Origin of the sequence: Streptomyces sp. A0958, assembly GCF_004795035.1 — a bacterium.
In the GTDB taxonomy this organism is placed as follows: Bacteria; Actinomycetota; Actinomycetes; order Streptomycetales; family Streptomycetaceae; genus Streptomyces.
Window position 1 is genome coordinate 142533 of sequence record NZ_SSBK01000013.1, and the last position, 17956, is coordinate 160488.

18 protein-coding genes are annotated in these 17956 nt (G+C 72.0%); 12 read left to right on the plus strand and 6 right to left on the minus strand.

Annotated elements, in window-relative coordinates; all coding sequences use genetic code 11:
- The 8 genes from E6P78_RS15980 (at position 1) to E6P78_RS16015 (ending at position 7464) form a co-directional block, all read left to right on the plus strand.
- Entirely contained in the window at positions 1 to 1113 is a 1113-nt protein-coding gene (locus tag E6P78_RS15980; protein ID WP_136204257.1) for an MCE family protein, read from the plus strand.
- The gene (locus tag E6P78_RS15985; protein ID WP_136204258.1) at positions 1110 to 2282 is read left to right on the plus strand and encodes an MCE family protein; all 1173 of its coding nucleotides are present in this window, start codon (positions 1110 to 1112) and stop codon (positions 2280 to 2282) included. The genes E6P78_RS15980 and E6P78_RS15985 overlap by 4 nt, the downstream gene beginning before the upstream one ends.
- A complete protein-coding gene (locus E6P78_RS15990; protein WP_136204259.1) occupies positions 2282 to 3541 on the plus strand; it encodes an MlaD family protein in 1260 nt (419 codons plus the stop codon). The genes E6P78_RS15985 and E6P78_RS15990 overlap by 1 nt, the downstream gene beginning before the upstream one ends.
- A complete protein-coding gene (locus tag E6P78_RS15995) occupies positions 3538 to 4059 on the plus strand; it encodes a hypothetical protein (RefSeq protein WP_136204260.1) in 522 nt (173 codons plus the stop codon). The genes E6P78_RS15990 and E6P78_RS15995 overlap by 4 nt, the downstream gene beginning before the upstream one ends.
- Positions 4056 to 4748 (plus strand): hypothetical protein, encoded by a 693-nt coding sequence (locus E6P78_RS16000; RefSeq protein ID WP_136204261.1) that lies wholly within the window; start codon positions 4056 to 4058, stop codon positions 4746 to 4748. The genes E6P78_RS15995 and E6P78_RS16000 overlap by 4 nt, the downstream gene beginning before the upstream one ends.
- A gap of 111 nt (positions 4749 to 4859) precedes the next feature.
- Positions 4860 to 5357, plus strand: coding sequence for a nuclear transport factor 2 family protein (locus E6P78_RS16005; protein ID WP_136204286.1), 498 nt, complete (start codon positions 4860 to 4862; stop codon positions 5355 to 5357).
- A 33-nt stretch (positions 5358 to 5390) separates the two neighbouring features.
- Positions 5391 to 6197 carry a hypothetical protein gene (locus E6P78_RS16010; protein ID WP_136204262.1) on the plus strand — a complete coding sequence of 269 codons (807 nt, stop codon included), beginning with the start codon at positions 5391 to 5393 and terminating at the stop codon, positions 6195 to 6197.
- A 19-nt stretch (positions 6198 to 6216) separates the two neighbouring features.
- Positions 6217 to 7464, plus strand: coding sequence for a lytic transglycosylase domain-containing protein (locus tag E6P78_RS16015; protein WP_136204263.1), 1248 nt, complete (start codon positions 6217 to 6219; stop codon positions 7462 to 7464).
- A gap of 27 nt (positions 7465 to 7491) precedes the next feature.
- On the opposite strand, the gene E6P78_RS16020 is transcribed toward E6P78_RS16015, so the two are convergent.
- The gene (locus E6P78_RS16020) at positions 7492 to 8556 is read right to left on the minus strand and encodes an ATP-dependent DNA ligase (protein ID WP_136204264.1); all 1065 of its coding nucleotides are present in this window, start codon (positions 8554 to 8556) and stop codon (positions 7492 to 7494) included.
- A 97-nt stretch (positions 8557 to 8653) separates the two neighbouring features.
- Between E6P78_RS16020 and ligD the strand changes: the two genes are divergently transcribed.
- The 3 genes from ligD to E6P78_RS16035 all read left to right on the plus strand — a co-directional run bounded on the left by ligD (position 8654) and on the right by E6P78_RS16035 (position 11869).
- Positions 8654 to 9664, plus strand: a complete 1011-nt coding sequence (gene ligD / locus E6P78_RS16025; RefSeq protein WP_136204287.1) for a non-homologous end-joining DNA ligase — start codon at positions 8654 to 8656, stop codon at positions 9662 to 9664.
- The gene (locus tag E6P78_RS16030) at positions 9661 to 10767 is read left to right on the plus strand and encodes an ABC transporter permease (RefSeq protein ID WP_136204265.1); all 1107 of its coding nucleotides are present in this window, start codon (positions 9661 to 9663) and stop codon (positions 10765 to 10767) included. The genes ligD and E6P78_RS16030 overlap by 4 nt, the downstream gene beginning before the upstream one ends.
- Before the next feature lie 148 nt (positions 10768 to 10915).
- On the plus strand, positions 10916 to 11869 hold the full coding sequence (locus E6P78_RS16035) for a multicopper oxidase domain-containing protein (RefSeq protein ID WP_136204266.1): 954 nt from the start codon (positions 10916 to 10918) through the stop codon (positions 11867 to 11869).
- Between the two features lie 28 nt (positions 11870 to 11897).
- Here the strand turns inward: E6P78_RS16035 and E6P78_RS16040 are convergent, their stop codons facing one another.
- Positions 11898 to 14108: a DEAD/DEAH box helicase gene (locus tag E6P78_RS16040; protein ID WP_136204267.1), complete on the minus strand. Its 2211-nt coding sequence runs from the start codon at positions 14106 to 14108 to the stop codon at positions 11898 to 11900.
- 324 nt (positions 14109 to 14432) lie between these two features.
- Here E6P78_RS16040 and E6P78_RS16045 point away from each other — a divergent pair, with 324 nt between their 5' ends.
- A complete protein-coding gene (locus E6P78_RS16045) occupies positions 14433 to 14687 on the plus strand; it encodes a WhiB family transcriptional regulator (RefSeq protein ID WP_136204268.1) in 255 nt (84 codons plus the stop codon).
- A gap of 88 nt (positions 14688 to 14775) precedes the next feature.
- Here the strand turns inward: E6P78_RS16045 and E6P78_RS16050 are convergent, their stop codons facing one another.
- The 4 genes from E6P78_RS16050 to E6P78_RS16065 all read right to left on the minus strand — a co-directional run bounded on the left by E6P78_RS16050 (position 14776) and on the right by E6P78_RS16065 (position 17913).
- Entirely contained in the window at positions 14776 to 15684 is a 909-nt protein-coding gene (locus tag E6P78_RS16050) for a chitosanase (protein WP_136204288.1), read from the minus strand.
- Positions 15685 to 15832: 148 nt separating this feature from the next.
- Entirely contained in the window at positions 15833 to 16807 is a 975-nt protein-coding gene (locus E6P78_RS16055; protein ID WP_136204269.1) for an acyl-ACP desaturase, read from the minus strand.
- 224 nt (positions 16808 to 17031) lie between these two features.
- Positions 17032 to 17445, minus strand: a complete 414-nt coding sequence (locus tag E6P78_RS16060) for an SsgA family sporulation/cell division regulator (protein WP_018552494.1) — start codon at positions 17443 to 17445, stop codon at positions 17032 to 17034.
- Between the two features lie 174 nt (positions 17446 to 17619).
- Complete coding sequence (locus E6P78_RS16065) at positions 17620 to 17913, minus strand: YciI family protein (protein ID WP_136204270.1); 294 nt, start codon at positions 17911 to 17913, stop codon at positions 17620 to 17622.
- Between the last annotated feature and the right edge of the window lie 43 nt (positions 17914 to 17956).

Genomic DNA, 17956 nt, shown 5'->3' on the forward strand with positions numbered 1-17956 from the left:
ATGAGACTCACCCGCGTCATCGGCATCGGCGCCGGCCTCGTCGTCGTGGCCGTCGCCGCCACCTCCGGCGTGATGGCCATGGAGGAGGAGGGAACGACCACCGTCACGGCCTACTTCGACCAGGCCACCGGCGTCTACGCCGGGTCCGACCTGCGCATCCTCGGCGTGCGGGTCGGCTCGGTCGAATCGGTCCAGCCGCGCGGCAAGGACGTCGAGGTGGTCCTGCGCATCGACAAGGGCATCCAGGTGCCCAAGGACGCGCACGCCGTGGTCGTCGCCCCCAGCCTCGTCGCCGACCGGTACGTCCAGCTCGCCCCCGCCTACACCGGGGGAGCGGTCCTCGCGGACGGCGCCGAACTGCCCGCAGCGAACAACGCGACCCCCGTGGAGGTGGACCAGCTCTACGCGTCCATCACCGAACTGTCCACCGCGCTCGGCCCGGACGGGGCGAACGCCGAAGGAGCCTTCGCCGGGCTCCTGGACACCGGAGCGAAGAACCTCAAGGGCAACGGCAAGGACATCGGCGACTCCATCGAGCAGTTCGGCAAGGCGACGAAGACGCTCGACAAGTCCAGCGGCAACCTCTTCGACACGCTGTCCTACCTCCAGACCTTCACCACCATGCTGAAGGACAACGACGGCAACGTCCGGAAGGCCGAGGACCAGCTGAACTCCGTGACCGGCTTCCTCGCCGACGACAAGAAGAACCTCGGCGCCGCCCTCAAGGAACTCGGCACCGCCCTCGGCCAGGTCAAGACGTTCATCAAGGACAACCGGGCCGCCCTGAAGGAGAACGTGGACGCCCTGGTGCCGATCACCCAGACCCTCGTCGACCAGCGCGCCTCGCTCGCCGAGTCGCTGGACGTCCTGCCCCTGTCGGCGGGCAACGTCCTGAACGCGTACGACCCGGCGCACCGCACCCTCAACGGCCGGACCAACCTCAACGAACTCAGCATGGGCGGCCCGCTGACCGAGTCCACCCTCGCCCTCAAGGGGCTCTCCCCGGTGGACGCCGACCGGCAGCGGGCGCTGCCCGCCCTGCCGCTCCCGGCCGTGGGGACGGTCTACGGCACCCCGAAGGACAGCAAGGACAAGAAGGGGGCGAAGCAATGAGCCGCAGACCGCGCAGACCCGCGGCCCTCGGGACCACGGGCGGGGCGGCACTCGTCGCGCTCGGCCTGTGCTGCACCCTCCTCGTCACCGGATGCGGGGCCCCGCACTTCTCCGGCATCGAAGACGTGCCGCTGCCCGGCGGAGCGGACCTCGGCGACCACCCGTACGAGATCACCGCCGACTTCGGGGACGTGCTCAGCCTCTCCCCGCAGTCCTCGGTGAAGGTCAACGACGTCGCCGTCGGCCGCGTCACCAAGATCTCCCTCGCCCCGGACGGCTGGCAGGCCCGGGTCACCATGAAGGTCAACGGGAAGATCGACCTGCCCGCCAACGCCTACGCCCACCTGGAGCAGTCCAGCCTGCTCGGCGAGAAGTACATCCAGCTCCGGCCGTCGGCCAAGGGCACCGCCCGGGGCACCCTCGCCGACGGCGACCGCATCCCGCTCACCCGCACCAACCGCAACCCCGAGGTCGAAGAGGTCTTCGGCGCCCTGTCCATGCTCCTCAACGGCGGCGGGGTCCAGCAGCTCAAGACCATCACCACCGAGCTCAACAAGGCACTGGCCGGGCAGGAACCCCAGGTCAAGTCCATGCTCCACCGGGTCGACACCCTCGTCACCAACCTCGACGACCACCGCGGCGACATCACCGCGGCGCTCGACGGCGTCAACCGGCTCTCCACCACGCTCGCCACCCGCAAGCAGCAGGTCGGAACGGTCCTCACCAAACTCAGCCCCGGCATGAAGGTCCTGGAGAAACAGCGCGGCTCGCTCCTGACGATGCTCCGCTCCCTGGACACCCTCTCCGACGTCGCCGTCAGCACCATCAACAAGGGCAAGGCGGACACCATCGCCGACCTGAAGGCCCTCGCCCCCACCCTGAGGGCCCTGGCCGACTCCGGCAACGACCTGCCCGACTCCCTCCAGGTGCTCATGACCTACCCGTTCACGGACGAGGTGCTGCGCGGTGTGAAGGGCGACTACCTCAACGTGTACCTGGACATGACGGCCGAGCCCGGCACCCAGATCATCCCCGCCTACGACCCGGACGCGGAGAGCGGGACGCCGGGCGAGGCCGACGCGGTCGCCGGCGCCGGACTGCCGCTGCCCCTCCCCACGACCTCGGCGCCCACGACGAGCCGGCCCTCGGCCTCGAAGGGGAGCAACTGATGATCACCCTCGCCATCCGGCTGAAGAACCTCGCCTTCCTGATCATCGCGGTGCTGGTGCTCGGCTACCTCGGCGTGCGCTACGCCGACCTCGGCCACTACATCGGCATGCGCGACTACTACACCGTCAAGGTGCAACTCCCGCGCACCGGCGGCCTGTTCACTCACTCCAACGTCACCTACCGAGGGGTCTCGGTGGGCCGGGTCGGACCCATCGAGCTCACCGACGACGGCGTGGAGGCCGAACTGCGGATCAACAAGTCAGCACCCCGCATCCCCGACGACCTGAAGGCGGTCGTGGCCAACCTCTCCGCGGTCGGCGAGCAGTACGTCGACCTGCGGCCGACCCGCACCGAGGGCCCCTACCTCGCGAACGGCTCGGTCATCGACCAGGCCGAGACCACCGTCCCGGCGCCCGTGACGAACGTCCTCACCAGCGTCAACGACCTCGCCTCCTCGGTCGACCTGGAGTCGCTGCGTACCGTCGTGGACGAATTCGGCACCGCGTTCAGCGGGCGCGGCGACGACCTCCAGGTCCTCCTGGACACCGGCAGCGACTTCGTGGACGCCGCCGACGATGCCCTGCCCGTCAACACCAGGCTGATGGAGGACGGCAAGACCGTGCTGCGCACCCAGGTCGAACAGGGCGAAGCCCTCAAGGGGTTCGCCGCCGGCGCCAAGGAACTGGCCGCCCAGCTCAAGGGCTCCGACTCCGACCTGCGCAAGCTCATCGCCGTCACCCCCGACGCGACCGGGCAGATCAGCGGGCTGCTGCGGGACGTCGAACCCAGCTTCGGAGTCGTCGTCGCCAACCTCCTCACCACCTCCGAGGTCGCCGTCACCCGGCAGCGCGGCCTTGAGGAACTGCTCGTGAAGCTCCCCGCCGTCGCGGCAGCCGGGGCCAGCGCGGTCGACGAGGACGGTGCCAGGTTCGGCATGTCGATCACCTTCTTCGAGCCGCTGCCCTGCACCGCCGGCTACGAGGGGACGACCTACCGCAACGGGCTGGACCTCTCACCCGCCCCCGCGCTCAACACCAAGGCCCGCTGCGCCGCTTCGCCCGGCACCGGCATCGACGTCCGGGGCAGTGCCAACGCCCCGAAGGGCGGCCCCGTGCCCGAACCGGCCAGGGCCGGCGCGCTGACCCTCGGTGACACCAAGCAGGAGCGACTGCCCGGAGTGCTCGGCGCCAAGGCCGACGAGGCCCCCGTACGGAACATGGCCGGGCTGCTGGGCCTCGGACAGGAGGGCGGCGAGTGAATCCCCGCACCCGCACCTTCGGCGGCTGGGCCGTGCTGCTGGTCGCGGCGCTCGTCTGCGCCCTGGGCGGCTGGTCGTACGCCCGGGCGCGCGGCGACGACGACCTGGCGTACGCCAAGAGCAGGGACGCCGCACTCGCGGACGGCCGGCAGGACCTGGCCCGGCTCAACACCCTGGACGGCAAGGACGAGGCGAGCGTGGACGCCGGTCTCGCCGGCTGGCTGGAATCCGCCACCGGACCGCTGTACGACCAGCTGAAGCGGACCCGGAAGAAGGACGCGGCCGACCTGGAGAAGGCCGGCGCCACCGCGCGCGGCAAGGTCACCGACGCCGCGCTCACCGAGCTGGACGAGCGGACCGGCACCGCGCTGATGATCGCGACCGTGGACGTCGAGGTCACCCCGCGCACCGGGAAGGCCGGCACCGAACGCAAACGCTTCGAGGCCACGCTCGCCCGGACCGGGGACGGCTGGAAGATCAAGGCGCTCACGGCGCTCGGCATAGGGAGCGGCGCATGAAACGCGGCGGTACGACCGACGTGGTGACCGGTGACACGGACGTCGAGGACGCCGTGGAGCCGGACGAGCTGGACGAGCCGGCCGGCCTGCCCGGCGACGGTGACGACGACCCGGAGGCCGCCGCGCAGAGCCCGTCCGCCGGCACCGGGCCCGGGGAGGGCACCGACGACGACACCGGGGCCCGGACCGGCCGGCGGTGGCCGCGCGTGCTGGCCGGGGTGCTCGCCGTCGTGCTGGTCGCGGCCGGTGCCGCGCTGTACGTGGCGGGGCGGCAGCTGCGGGACACCCCCGCCACCTCCAACCGGGCGCTGACCGACAGCGCGGCGACCGCCCAGGTCGCCGGGGAGGTCACCAACGCCCTCGGCAAGGTGTTCTCGTACAGCCCCGAGGGCACCGCCGCCACCAAGGCGTCCGCGCAGAAACTCCTGGCGGGCAAGGCGCTTCAGCAGTACGCGGCGCTCTTCGGCCAGGTCGAGAAGCAGTCGGCGGACCAGAAGCTCACGCTCACCACCCATGTCGTACGCGCCGGAGTGACCCGGCTGACGCCCGACACCGCCCACCTCCTCGTCTTCCTCGACCAGGTCTACGAGCGCGAGGGCAAGGCCGCCGGCAAGGCGGCCGCACAGCTCTCCGTCACGGCCCAACTGCGCGAAGGGCACTGGACGATCGTGGAGATCACCCCCCGATAGCGCGGCAGCGTGGAAACACCGCACCACCGAGCACGTACGGCACAGCACGGCAGGACCGGCCGGCAGGGAGAGGCAGCGATGGTACGGGTACGGATGACGAGGAACCCGCTGATGGCGGCGGCGATCGTGCTGACGGTCGCGGCGGCCGGCGCCGCGGGCTGGGGCGGGGTGTCCCGCTACCAGGCGGCGCACGACGGCTCGGCCGCGTACGCCCAGGCCCGCGACGACGTGCTGGCCGCGGGCGAGCAGGCCGTGCAGAACATGAACACGCTCGACCACGCTCGGCTCGCCGAGGGGCTGGACAGCTGGGAGGACTCCACCACCGGCGACCTGCACCAGCAACTCGTGGACGGACGCGACGGGTTCGTGAAGCAGATCCAGGAGGCGAAGACCGTCAGCACCGCCAAGGTGCTGTCCGGCGCGGTCACCGAGCTCGACGACCGGGCCGGGAAGGCCGGGGTCATGGTGGCGCTGCGGGTGACCGTGACCGCGCCGAAGGGCAAGCCCGCGGTGAAGGAGAGCCGGATGCTCGGGCAGCTCACCCGCACCTCCGAGGGGTGGAAGCTCAGCGCCCTCGGCCAGGCGCCCGTCGGCAACACCGCCGGCTGACACCCCCGCCCCGCACCGAGAGGAACCCCGGACATGTCGACGACCCGTCACCTCGTCAACCGCCGGCGCCGCCTGGCCACCGTCGCCGCCGCGGAGCGCACCGCGACAGCCACCCCCGTCCGCGCCCCCGCGGGCCCCGAGAAGCCCTCCGGCGCCACCGCGACGGCCGCCCCCGGCGACGTCACGGACGACGCCCCGGACGAGACCCCGGACGACGCCCCGGACGAATCCGGGGACGAACCGGACGGGGAGAAGGGGAGTGGGCCGGAGGGAGAGAAGGGGAGTGGGCCGGAGGGAGAGAAGACCGCGGCCCGGCGCCTGCCCCGCCTCCGTGTCCGGCTGCCCGCCGTGCTGTGCGCCGTGACCGTGCTGCTCGGCGCCTTCGCCGCCTGGTCGTTCACCTCGGCCGCCGGTCTGCGCGACGACCCCGGCCGGCAGAACACCGCGCTCACCGACATCAGCCGCACCAGCGAGGTGAAGGGCCAGATCACCGAGGCCGTCGGCGCGGTCTTCTCGTACGACTACGCCTCGCCCACCAAGGCGGACAGCGCGGTGGCGAAGTACCTGACCGGCAAGGCGGTCCAGCAGCACCGGGACATGCTCGCCGAGGTCCGGGCCCAGGCGCCGAAGCAGAAGCTCGTCCTCACCACGACCGTCACCGACAGCGGCGTGGAGATGCTCGACGGCGACCGGGCCCGGCTGCTGATCTTCGCCGACCAGAGCAACACCCGTACCGGCAAGTCCGAGGAGACCACGTACGCCGCGGCCATGTTCGCCGTGGACGCCGTCCGCAAGGGCGGCAGCTGGCGGATCTCCGCGATCGACACGTTCACCCGGTGACCCACCAAGGAGAGCACGCATGAGGTTCAACGGCACCATGCGCCGCGGACTCGGCGGTACCGCGGCGGCCGTCGCCGCGATGGCCGCGCTCACCGCGTCCCAGGCACCCCAGCTCGCCGCCCACAAGGAGCCCCCGAAGCAGCGCCAGGAGGCGGAGGACGTCACCTGGTCCGAGGTCCCCAACGACGACTCGTACCACACCGAACTCCCACCGCTGAAAAGCCCGAAGCCGCCCAAGGCGGGGCAGAAGCAGAGCCCGGCCGCCAAGCAGTCTTGGGCCGAGGCGGGCATCCCGGCCACGGTGCTCGCCGCCTACCGCAAGGCCGAGAGCAGCCTCGGACGCAGCGACCCCGGCTGCCGGCTGCCGTGGCAGTTACTGGCGGCGATCGGCAAGGTCGAGTCCGGGCACGCGGCCGGCGGCCGGGTCGACGCCCGCGGCACGACCCTCTCCCCGATCCTCGGCCCGGTCCTCAACGGCGCCGGGTTCGCCGACATCGCGGACACCGACGGCGGGGCGTACGACGGGGACAAGACGTACGACAGGGCGGTCGGCCCGATGCAGTTCATCCCCTCGACCTGGGCGCACTGGGGCCGGGACGGCAACGGCGACGGACGCCGCGACCCGAACAACGTGTACGACGCGGCGCTGGCCGCCGGCGCCTACCTCTGCGCCGGGCCGGGCGACCTGTCGATCCCCGCCGACCTGGACCGGGCGATCCTGAGCTACAACCACTCGGACACCTATCTGCGCACGGTGCTCTCCTGGCTGGAGTTCTACCGCAAGGGCACCCACCCGGTCTCCGACGGCACCGGCGTCGTCCCCAAGAGCCCCGGTGCGGGCAGTCCGAACGAGCCCGAGCACCCCGTGGGCGGGTCCGGCACCAAGGACGGCGGCGGCATCGAGGTCGGCCCGCAGCCCAGCCACAGCACACGCCCGACCGCGCCGGGCTCCCAGCACCCGGAACCGGGCACCGACCCCACGCCGGGCGAATCGGGCTCCCCGGACCCGGGTGGCTCCACCGGCCCAGGCCCCTCGCCCGACCCCACGGACCCCGGCTCCACCACCCCCGACCCCGGTACCAGCCCCGACCCGGGCACCACCCCGGACCCGGACCCGAGCACGACGAAGCCCGACCCGGGCTGCACGACGACCACCCCGGCACCGGACCCGAGCGACACCACCGGGGCCTTTGAACCACCCTCGTCCGGCCCCGCCGCGTCCGCCGAGCCGTGCACCACGCCCACGCTGCCGCCCACGGCGGACTGAGCCCGGCCGGGGCCGGAACCCGAAGGCTCAGCCGCCGCCCGACAGCACCTCGGCCAGGTCGTAGCGCACGACCTCCTCCAGCTGCGCGTACGTGCAGCTGCCCGGCGTACGGTCCGGCCGCCACCGGCGCCACTGGGCCGTGTGCCGGAACCGGTCGCCCTCCATGTGGTCGTACGCCACCTCGCAGACCCGCTCCGGCCGCACCGGCACCCAGGACATGTCCTTCTTCCCGGACCAGCGGCTCGGGGCGCCGGGCAGCCTGGCGCCCTCGTGTGCCTCGGCCTGCGCCCAGGCGCGCCACGGATGGTCCTCGACGCCGGTCAGCAGGGGCTCCAGCTCGGTGACGAGCTCCGCGCGCCGCTTCATCGGGAAGGCCGCGCACACCCCGACGTGCTGGAGCGCGCCCGCCTCGTCGTACAGGCCGAGCAGCAGCGAGCCGACGACCGGGCCGCTCTTGTGGAAGCGGTACCCGGCCACCACGCAGTCGGCGGTCCGTTCGTGCTTGATCTTGTACATGGCCCGGGTGTCCGGCCGGTACGGCGCATCGAGGGGCTTGGCGACGACACCGTCGAGCCCCGCCCCCTCGTACCGCTCGAACCATTCCCGGGCGCGGGCGGGATCGGTGGTCGCCGGGGCCAGGTGCACCGGCGCCGAGGCATCGGCGAGCGCGGCCTCCAGGACCGTGCGCCGGTCCGCCTGCCGGGTGTCCAGGAGCGATTCGTCGCCCAGCGCCAGGAGGTCGAAGGCGATCAGGGCGGCCGGGGTCTGCTCGGCCAGCAGCCGCACCCGCGAGTCCGCGGGGTGGATGCGCTCGCTGAGCCGGTCGAAGTCCAGCCGGCCGTCGTGCGCGACGACGATCTCACCGTCCACCACACAGCGGTCCGGGAGATTGTCCCGGACGGCGGCGACCACCTCGGGGAAGTAACGGGTCAGCGGCTTGCCGGTCCGGCTGCCGATCACCACCTCGTCGCCGTCCCGGTGCACGATCGCCCGGAAGCCGTCCCACTTCGCCTCGTACTGCATGCCCGGCGGAATGCGGGCCACCAGTTTGGCGAGCATCGGTTTCACGGGCGGCATCACCGGCAGGTCCATGGACCGATTGTGAACCGTACAGCGAGCGGAGTCTCCCGATATGCGGCATATGCGTGCCCGGCCTACGGTGGCCGACATGGCAGCAGCGGGCACAGCGGTGGAGCTGGAAGCAGCCGGACGGGCGGTCCGGCTGTCCAACCCGGACAAGATCTACTTCCCGGAGAAGGGCTACACGAAGAGGGACGTGGCCGAGTACTTCCTCGCCGTGGGCCCCGGCATCCTGCGCGCCCTGCGCGACCGGCCCACCACCCTCCAGCGGTTCGTGGACGGTGTCGAGGGCGAGTTCTTCTACCAGAAGCGCGCCCCCAAGAACCTCCCCGACTGGATTCCGACCACCGAGATCGCCTTCCCGAGCGGGCGGTCCGCCGAGGAGATGCGCCCCACCGAGGTGGCCGCCGTCATCTGGGCGGCCAACCTCGGCACGCTCACCTTCCACCCGTGGCCCGTCCGGGGCGGAGACACCGACCACCCCGACGAACTGCGCATCGACCTCGACCCGCAGCCCGGCACCGGCTACGCCGACGCGGTCCGGGTCGCCCACGAGCTGCGCGGAGTCCTGGACAAGCACGGGCTGCGCGGCTGGCCCAAGACGTCCGGGGGCCGGGGCGTCCACGTCTTCGTGCCCATCGAGGCGCGCTGGACGTTCACCGAGGTCCGCCGCGCGGCCATCGCCGTGGGGCGGGAGCTGGAGAGCCGGATGCCCGACCGGGTGACCACCGCCTGGTGGAAGGAGGAGCGGGGCGAGCGGATCTTCGTCGACTACAACCAGACGGCCCGCGACCGGACCATCGCCTCCGCCTACTCGGTACGCCCCTTCCCGCACGCCCCGGTCTCCGCACCGCTGCGCTGGGAGGAGCTGGACGACGCCGAACCCCGCGACTTCGACATCCGCACCATGCCCGTGCGGTACGCGGAACACGGCGACGTCCACGCGGACATGGACCAGGAGGCCTTCCGCCTCGACTCGCTGCTCGAACTCGCCGACCGCCACGCGAGCGACGGCGGCCCCGGCGACCTGCCGTACCCGCCCGAGTACCCGAAGATGCCCGGCGAGCCGAAACGGGTGCAGCCCAGCCGCGCCCGCCGCGACAAGGACGGCGACGCATGAGCGAGTCGGCGCCCCCCGAGCCCGGTCCCGGTGCTCCGCACGCACCGCACGGGGCGCACGGCCGGCCGCTGACGCGCGGACAGAAGTGGGCCGGGTTCAAGGAGTCCCCGTACTTCCCCGCGACGGTCCTGCTGCTCATCCTCGCGGCCGCCGCCGGACTCTTCGCCGGCTCCTACACGTACGCCATGGCCAACCCGACCCCGCACCGGATTCCCACCGCCGTGGTCAGCCAACCCGACACCGCACGCGGCAAGGAGTTCGTCGCCGCGATGGACAAGGCCCTGGACGCCTCCCTGGTCATCCGTGTCTTCCCCACAGCCACGGCGGCGCGCGAGGCGCTGGGGGAGCAGGAGGTCTTCGCGATCGTGCGGCCGGCCGAGCGGGGGGTGCGGCTAGACGTGGCAGCGGCCTCCGGGGCGGCCGTCGCCCAGCTGCTCGGCGAGTCCGCGGTGAAGGTGGGGGACACACTCGGCATCCCGGTCGCCGTCCACGACGTCAAACCCCTACAGAAGGGCGACCCGCGCGGACTCGCGCTCTTCTACATCTCGCTCGCCGCCGTGATCATCGGCTTCGTCGGCTCCATCCAGCTCAGCGTGCACGCCCGGGCGCTGATCCCGCTGGAGCGGATCGGGTTCACGATCGCGTACTCGCTGCTCGGCGCCTTCGCCATCGCCTCCGTGGTGGACTGGCTGCTCGGGGCGGTCGATCTGCCCTTCGTGGAGTCCTGGCTGATCCTGGCGTTCACGATGTTCACCTCCGGCATGGTCTTCACCATGTTCAACACCCTGATCGGCCGCTGGGCGATGCTCCCGACCTGGGGCGTGATGGTGCTCCTGGGCAATCCGTCCTCCGGCGGAGCCGTCTCCTGGCCGCTGCTGCCCTCGCTGCTCGGACACATCGGACGCTGGCTGCCCCCAGGTGCCTCCGTCAACGCCCAGCACACCGCCGTCTACTACCAGGGCCATCAGCGGATCTTCCCCTTCCTGGTGCTGGCGGCCTGGTCGCTGGTGTCGTGCACGGTCTTCGGGGTGTGGCGCCACCGGCACCCCGGAGGCCGCGACCACATGCCCCAGCACGCGGCCACGGGCACTGCGGCCACCTGATCCCGGGCGGCCGATTTGCGACTCGCCCGTGGCTGTGGCAGCACGGAAACGGACTTGTTCCTTACTGTGGGTAAACAAAGTTCCCCGGGGTCGTCACGGCCCGTAGCGGAATCCTCTGTCATACCCGTCCAGCAGTGGGGAGTTCGACATGGACCGCAGAACCTTCAGCCGGCGGATTCTGATGGGCGGCGGGGTCGCGGCGGCGGCCGGTGTGACATCGTTGTCCCTCCCCGCGGCGGAGGCCGCCGCCACGCAGTACCCACTCCGGCGGGCGGCCGCCGGGGGAGTGGTCCGGCACATCCGGATGTACGTGGAGAAGCTGCCGGACGGCCGGATGGGCTACGGACTGGAGAAGGGCAGGGCGACCGTTCCGGGCCCGCTGATCGAGCTCACCGAGGGCGACACCCTCCACATCGAGTTCGTGAACACCCTGGACGTGCCCGCCGGCCTGCACGCGCACGGCGTCGACTACGACATCGCGAGCGACGGCACCCGGATGAACCGCAGCACCGTCCCGCCCGGCGGCACCCGCACCTACACCTGGCGCACGCACACCCCGGGCCTGCGCCGCGACGGCACCTGGCAGCCCGGCAGCGCGGGCTACTGGCACTACCACGACCACGCGGTCGGCTCGGACCACGGCACCGGTGGCATCCGCAAGGGGCTGTACGGGCCGCTCGTCGTCCGGCGCCGGGGCGACATCCTGCCGGACAAGACGATCGCGATCGTCTTCAACGACATGTCGATCAACAACGCGCCGGGCGGCACGGGCCCCGACTTCGAGGCCACGCTCGGGGACCGGCTCGAGGTCGTCATGATCACGCACGGCGATCTCTACCACACGTTCCACGTCCACGGTCACCGCTGGGCCGACAACCGTACGGGCATGCTCACCGGCCCCGACGACCCCAGCCGGATCGTGGACACGAAGATCGTCGGACCGGCGGACTCCTTCGGCTTCCAGGTCATCGCCGGCGAACACGTGGGCGCCGGCGCCTGGATGTACCACTGCCATGTGCAGAGCCACGCCGACCGGGGCATGGGCGGGATGCTGCTCGTCGCCGACCGGGACGGGACCGTACCCGGGCACGCCAAGCGGTAGCGGCTCCGCTTCCCCGCCCGGTCCGGTATCAGCCGTCGACCGGCAGCGCCAGCGCGTCCGTCACGGTCCGCAGGCGCTGCTGCTCCTCCTCCACGATGCGGCGGGCCAGCGCCCCCTGCGACACGTCCACGGCCTCCGGCGTCGTCTCGGCGACATCGCTGCGCCGGGCGTACGCGTCGAACAGCCGCTCCTTGCGGGCCAGGATGTCCAGCATGCGCTGGTCGACGCTGTCCGTCGCGAGCAGCCGGTGCACCCGGACCGTCCGTATCTGGCCCATCCGGTGGGCGCGGGCCACGGCCTGGTGCTCCATCGTCGGCTTGATCTGCGGTTCGCAGAGGATGACGACGGACGCGGCCTGCATGTTCAGCCCGACGCCGCCGGCCTGGATCTGGCTCAGCAGGACCGCATGGCCGGACGCCGCGGCGAAGCCGTCGATCAGCTCCTGGCGCCGGGCGGCCGCCACACTCCCCGACAGCGGGCCGAACACACCGTCGCCCAGGGCCTCGCGGACCGTCTCCAGCACCTCGCGGAAGTAGGAGAACACGACGACCTTCAGGCCGTTGTCCGCCGCCTCCGCGACCAGTTCGCGCAGCCGGTTCAGCTTGGCGGAGTTCTCCGGACACGCGTACGCCGCCCGGCGCATCCGCATGAAATGACCGGCGCCCACCGCCTCCCGGTAGGCCCGCAGATCGTCCTCGCTGAGCTCCTCCCACTCGTCGACCTGCACCAGGGCGGGCAGTTCGGTGAGCACGTCCTGCTGGTTGCGGCGCAGATAGGCGGGGGCGACCGCCCGGCGGAACGCCTGCGATCCGGCGACGCCGTGACGGGTGCCGATGGAGGGGGCCAGCTCCGGCTGGAGGTGCCGGACGAGGCTGCGGAACTCCTCCACCCGGTTCTCCATCGGCGTGCCGGTGAGGAACAGCACCCGCTCGGTCCGCCGCGACCAGCCGGACACCGCGCGGGAGCGGCGGGTGGCCGGATTCTTCACGTAGTGGGCCTCGTCGACCACGAGCATCCCGGGCCGGACACCGCTGTCGTCCGCGTCCGGCAGGGTGTGCAGGGCGTCGAAGGTGGTCAGGGCGACCCCGCCGTCCTCGCGCCACTCGGCGAACGCCTCCCGCCGGTCCGGCCCGTGCACCGGCAGGGCGCGCAGCGTGGACCTGGCGCGGACCTCCCGGGTCCAGTTGATCAGGACGCTCGCGGGACACACGACCAGGAAGTGCGTCTCCCCGCCCGCCGCGAGGTGTGCCAGGGCCGCGATGGCCTGGACGGTCTTGCCGAGCCCCATCTCGTCGCCGAGGACCACCCGCTTCTGCGCGAGCGCGAAGCGCGCGCCGAACGACTGGTAGCCGCGCAGCGAGACCCGCAGCCGGGTGTCGTCCAGCCGCAGCCCGCGCACCCGGTCGGCGATGCCCGACGGCAGAAAGCCCTCGGACGCGTCCCGGTCCGGCCCGGAGCCCGACATCTCGGCGAGCAGGCTGTAGTACTCGGCCGACCGCAGCTCGAAGTCGACCCAGGCGGCGACGGGCGACTCCGGTTCCCGCAGCAGGTCGGCCGAGACCTGCCCGAACAGCGACGGCAGTTCACGCTCCACCGCGTCCGCGACGACCGCCCGGACCCCGGTCGCGGCCTCCCGCACACGCTCCCGCGTCGGCCGGCGGGCGAAGATCATCCGCAGCCGGCCCCGGACCGGTCCGGCCGCCGTCAGCAGTGGCTCCAGGCGCTCGGCCAGCCGCCGGGCCCCGTCCACCGCACGCCGCACGTCCGGCCCCGCCTCCACGAGCCGGTACAGCGCGCAGACCAGGGCGGTCGTGGCGTCGTCCGGGGCGTCCACGTCTATCCGCACCGCGACGGTGTCCCGCACCGCGTGCGCGATCTGGCCCGCCGCGGCCAGGGCCTGGTCGGCGGTCTGCGCGCCGACGCCGGGGATCTGGCGGAGCTCGTAACGGCTCGCCCCGTACACCTGGCCGACCGTGGTGAAGCCCGCCTGTTCGACCGCGCCGAGGCGCAGCCTGCCCTCCGTGACCTCCTTGAGGCGGGAGACGGGGATGGAGACGAGGTCGGCGCGCACGAGGGCGTCGAGCAGCGGGTCCAGACCGGTGCGCACGGCGGCGACCGCGCGGGCGTGGTCCGCGAGCACTCCCCGCGCCGCGTCCAGCAGGCCGTCGGCGCGTGCGAGCAGTTCCCGGGCGGCCCGCCCGGTCGTCGCCCCGCCCTCCGTGGACCCGGCCTCAGTCATCTGCGTCCCTCTGTCCCCGCTCCCTTGCCGCCGCCCGGTCCGTCACCGTCCCGGGCGAGCCCCATCGTCCCACGCACCACCGACACCCGGCGGACCGGTCGGGCGGGGCCTTATACCCCGGACCCACCGGTCGCCGCTGCGCTCAATTCGGCCGTTTCCGGCCGGGAGGGTGACGGGGCTTCCGGACGCCGTACGCCGAGGCCAGGGACGTATGCCGGTGTCACGGGTGCGAGCCGGGCCGGGGGCTGTTCCGGCCACGGCGGCGGAGCGCCGATTGACGCGGCGTTGATCAGTCGTTTATCGCGGCAGGGCACTGTGGCTCCCATGCCGATCAACACCGCGACCGACCCCGCCTTCGCCTGGCAGGAGACAGCCCTGTGCGCGCAGGCGGGTCCCGAGTTCTTCTTCCCCGCCCCGGGCAGCTCCACCCGGGAGGCCAAGCAGCTCTGCAACGCCTGCGAAGGACGGCAGGCCTGCCTGGAGTACGCCCTCGACAACGACGAGCGCTTCGGCGTGTGGGGCGGCCTCTCCGAGAAGGAACGGGAACGTCTGCGCAGAGTTGGCCGAGCACAGGCGTGAGCCCGGCCGGCCCGTGCGAGACTCCGGCGTTCCGTACTTCTTCGGCCTGCGGGTTTCCGTGATCGCTGCGGCGTCCGCCGGCCGGGGGTCATGACGGGATGTGGAACGTCTCGCCGTACATCTTCCACGTCAGCGGCGGCTCCAGATCCAGGTTCTCGTCCTCCAGGAAGACACGCTGGGTCGTGTCGATGCGCGAGGTGTCGTGCTGGTTCTTCTTCGACTTCATCACGGCCCGCGCGGAGTCCAGGAAGATGTCCAGATACGCCGACTCGTCCCCGCCCTCGGCGACCGTGTCCGCCTCCGCCAGCGCCGCCTTCCGGATGCCGTAGAAGGAGTCCGCCTCGTGCCCGGGCCCCTGGAGCACCATGGCGTCGAAGTAGATGAACTGGCCCAGCGTGCCGAGCCCGTCCAGCTTCGCCAGCCGCACCGCGGGCTCGAAGTACTGCTTGTCGCGGACCTCGTCCTGCGCCTCGCGGAACGCCGGGTCCTCGGCCGCCTTCTTCCACGCACCCGTGAAACCCGGGTCCAGCCCCTCGTGCGAACCGGTGCCGTCGACCTTGCGCAGCGCCGGGACGAACGGCGCCAGCGGACTGTCCGGATGGTCCTTGGTGTACGCCTCGACGAACGTCAGCATGTCGTGCGTACCCGAGCAGAACCCGACGATGCCCGCCGCGTAGCCGGTGCCGTCGCCGCTGTCCTCGATCGTCGCGTACTGGGTGCGCCAGTCCAGTGTGGAACCCTCCGCACTGGCCAGCAGCTTCCACGCGATCTCGCGCATCGCCGGAGTGGCGAGCCCGGCCGGTGCCCGGTCGACCTTCTCGTTCATCTGCCGGCGCTCCTCCTCGTCCGCCGCCGCGAACGGGTCGGGGTTCGCCGGGCCGGCGGCCGACGCCTCGGCCGTGGGGGAGTCCTTGGGCAGTGCGGCGTCGCCGCCGCTGTTGAAGACGAGGGAGACGGCTATCGCTATCGGCGCACCGATGAGAACAACGCGGGTCACAGGTTTCACCGGCACAGAGTACGGTCCCCACACCCCTGAAGGGGCCCTGTCCCCGCACGGCGCGACCGGCCCGGGACCGACGCCCTGCCGGGCGGCGGCCGGTGAGCCGCCGCCCCCGCCCGGGACCGGGGGCGGCGCTCCCGCGCGATCAGCCCTGGGCGCGGGCCGCCAGCCGGGCCTTGCGCGCGGCGAGCTTCTCGTCGAACTTCGCGGCCTCGCCGTCCAGCCCGCTCATGTACAGGCCGAGCTCCTCCTGCGCCTGCAGACCCTCCGGGCCGAGGCCGTCGATGTCGAGGACCTTCAGGTAGCGCAGCACCGGCTGGATCACGTCGTCGTGGTGGATGCGCATGTTGTAGATCTCGCCGATCGCCATCTGCGCTGCGGCCCGCTCGAAGCCGGGCATGCCGTGGCCGGGCATCCGGAAGTTGACGACGACATCGCGCACGGACTGCATCGTCAGGTCCGGGGCCAGCTCGAAGGCGGCGCCGAGGAGGTTGCGGTAGAAGACCATGTGAAGGTTCTCGTCGGTCGCGATGCGGGCCAGCATGCGGTCGCAGACCGGGTCGCCCGACTGGTGCCCGGTGTTGCGGTGCGAGACCCGGGTCGCCAGCTCCTGGAAGGCCACGTAGGCCACGGAGTGCAGCATCGAGTGCCGGTTGTCGGACTCGAAGCCCTCCGACATGTGCGCCATCCGGAACTGCTCCAGCTTGTCCGGGTCGACCGCGCGCGAGGTGAGCAGGTAGTCGCGCATCACGATGCCGTGCCGGCCCTCCTCGGCCGTCCAGCGGTGCACCCAGGTGCCCCAGGCGCCGTCGCGGCCGAAGAGGGAGGCGATCTCGTGGTGGTAGCTGGGGAGGTTGTCCTCGGTGAGGAGGTTCACCACCAGGGCGATCTTGCCGATGTCGGTGACCTTGGACTGGTCGGCCCGCCAGGCCTCGCCGTCCTCGAAGACACCGGGGAAGTTCCGGCCGTCGGAGAACGGCACGTACTCGTGCGGCATCCAGTCCTTGGCGACCTTGAGGTGCCGGTTGAGCTCCTTCTCCACCACCTCTTCGAGGGCGTACAGGAGGTGGGCATCGGTCCACGCCTGTGAACTGCCGAGGTGGGGAGAGGTGATCGTCACGGGGGCTCCTGGGGACGGGAGAATTACCTACGGACTCGTAGGTTACGAGACCGTAGGTTAAGGCGACGTTAAGGCCCCCGCCAAGCCGTCCACTCGGAGCGTGGACCTCGGTGTGCGGCAGCTCGACCCGGAACCCGTCGTCGTCGCGCACCGCCTCGACGGCGTCGTCCAGGCGCTGCTTCGCCTCGGCCGGCCGGCCCGCGTGCGTCCACGCGGGCCCGGGGTCAGCGGGAGCCGAACAGCTCCGTCAGATTCCGGTCCAGGTCCAGGAACCGGCGCTCGTGGCCGCAGGGCACCAGCTGCTGCGCCCGCCGCAGGAAGCGGCGCAGATCCGCCGTGCGCACGTGCACCATGGCGATCCCCTCGGCGGCGTGGAACTCCAGCACCGTGCGGTCGTAGCCGAATGGTCTGATCCGCACGTCGCCGAGGCCGGACGGAACCTCCATCCCGGCGGCGAGCAGTTCCCGGGAGAACTCCCAGGACACCTCCGTCCCCTCCAGCGTCGCCGGCGCGGGGAACGCCATGCGCACGGCGAAGGGGTCCGCGCGGTCGTAGCTCAGGACGGCGGGCAGGGTCTCCATCTGCGGCGCGGACGCAACCATGCGGGCCTGTACGGACTGTTCGATGACCGTGGACACGAACCTGCTCCCTCTCGCGACCGGACGAACGGTTCCCGGCACTCGTACAGACGACGGAAGTCGCAGATCCGTGCATCGGGAGGCGGCGTGAGCTGCATCACCGCACACCGCTGCCTGTTCACGTGCCCCGTTCCGGCCGGTGCACCCGGGGTGAGTTTGTTCCGGTGCGAAAGGTCAGAGCTGCTGACGGTACGGGGCGAGCGCGTCCGAGGTCTTCGTGGCGATGAACTCGGTGATCCGGTACGCGCAGACACCCTGGACGGCGAAGGGGTCGGTCGCCGCCAGCCGTTCGATCGCCGCCCGGTCGTCGCCGACCGCGAGGATCACTCCGCCGTCCCGGGGGTTCTTGCGCCCGGAGGCGATGAACACCCCTGCCGCGTACTGGGCGTCGAGCCAGGCGACGTGCTCCCCCAGCACTGCGTCGACGCGGTCCAGCGGGGCGGTGTACGACAGCTCAAGTACGAACATGATCTCCAGGCTACTGGAGGGGACCGGCCGCCCGGGGCCTTAG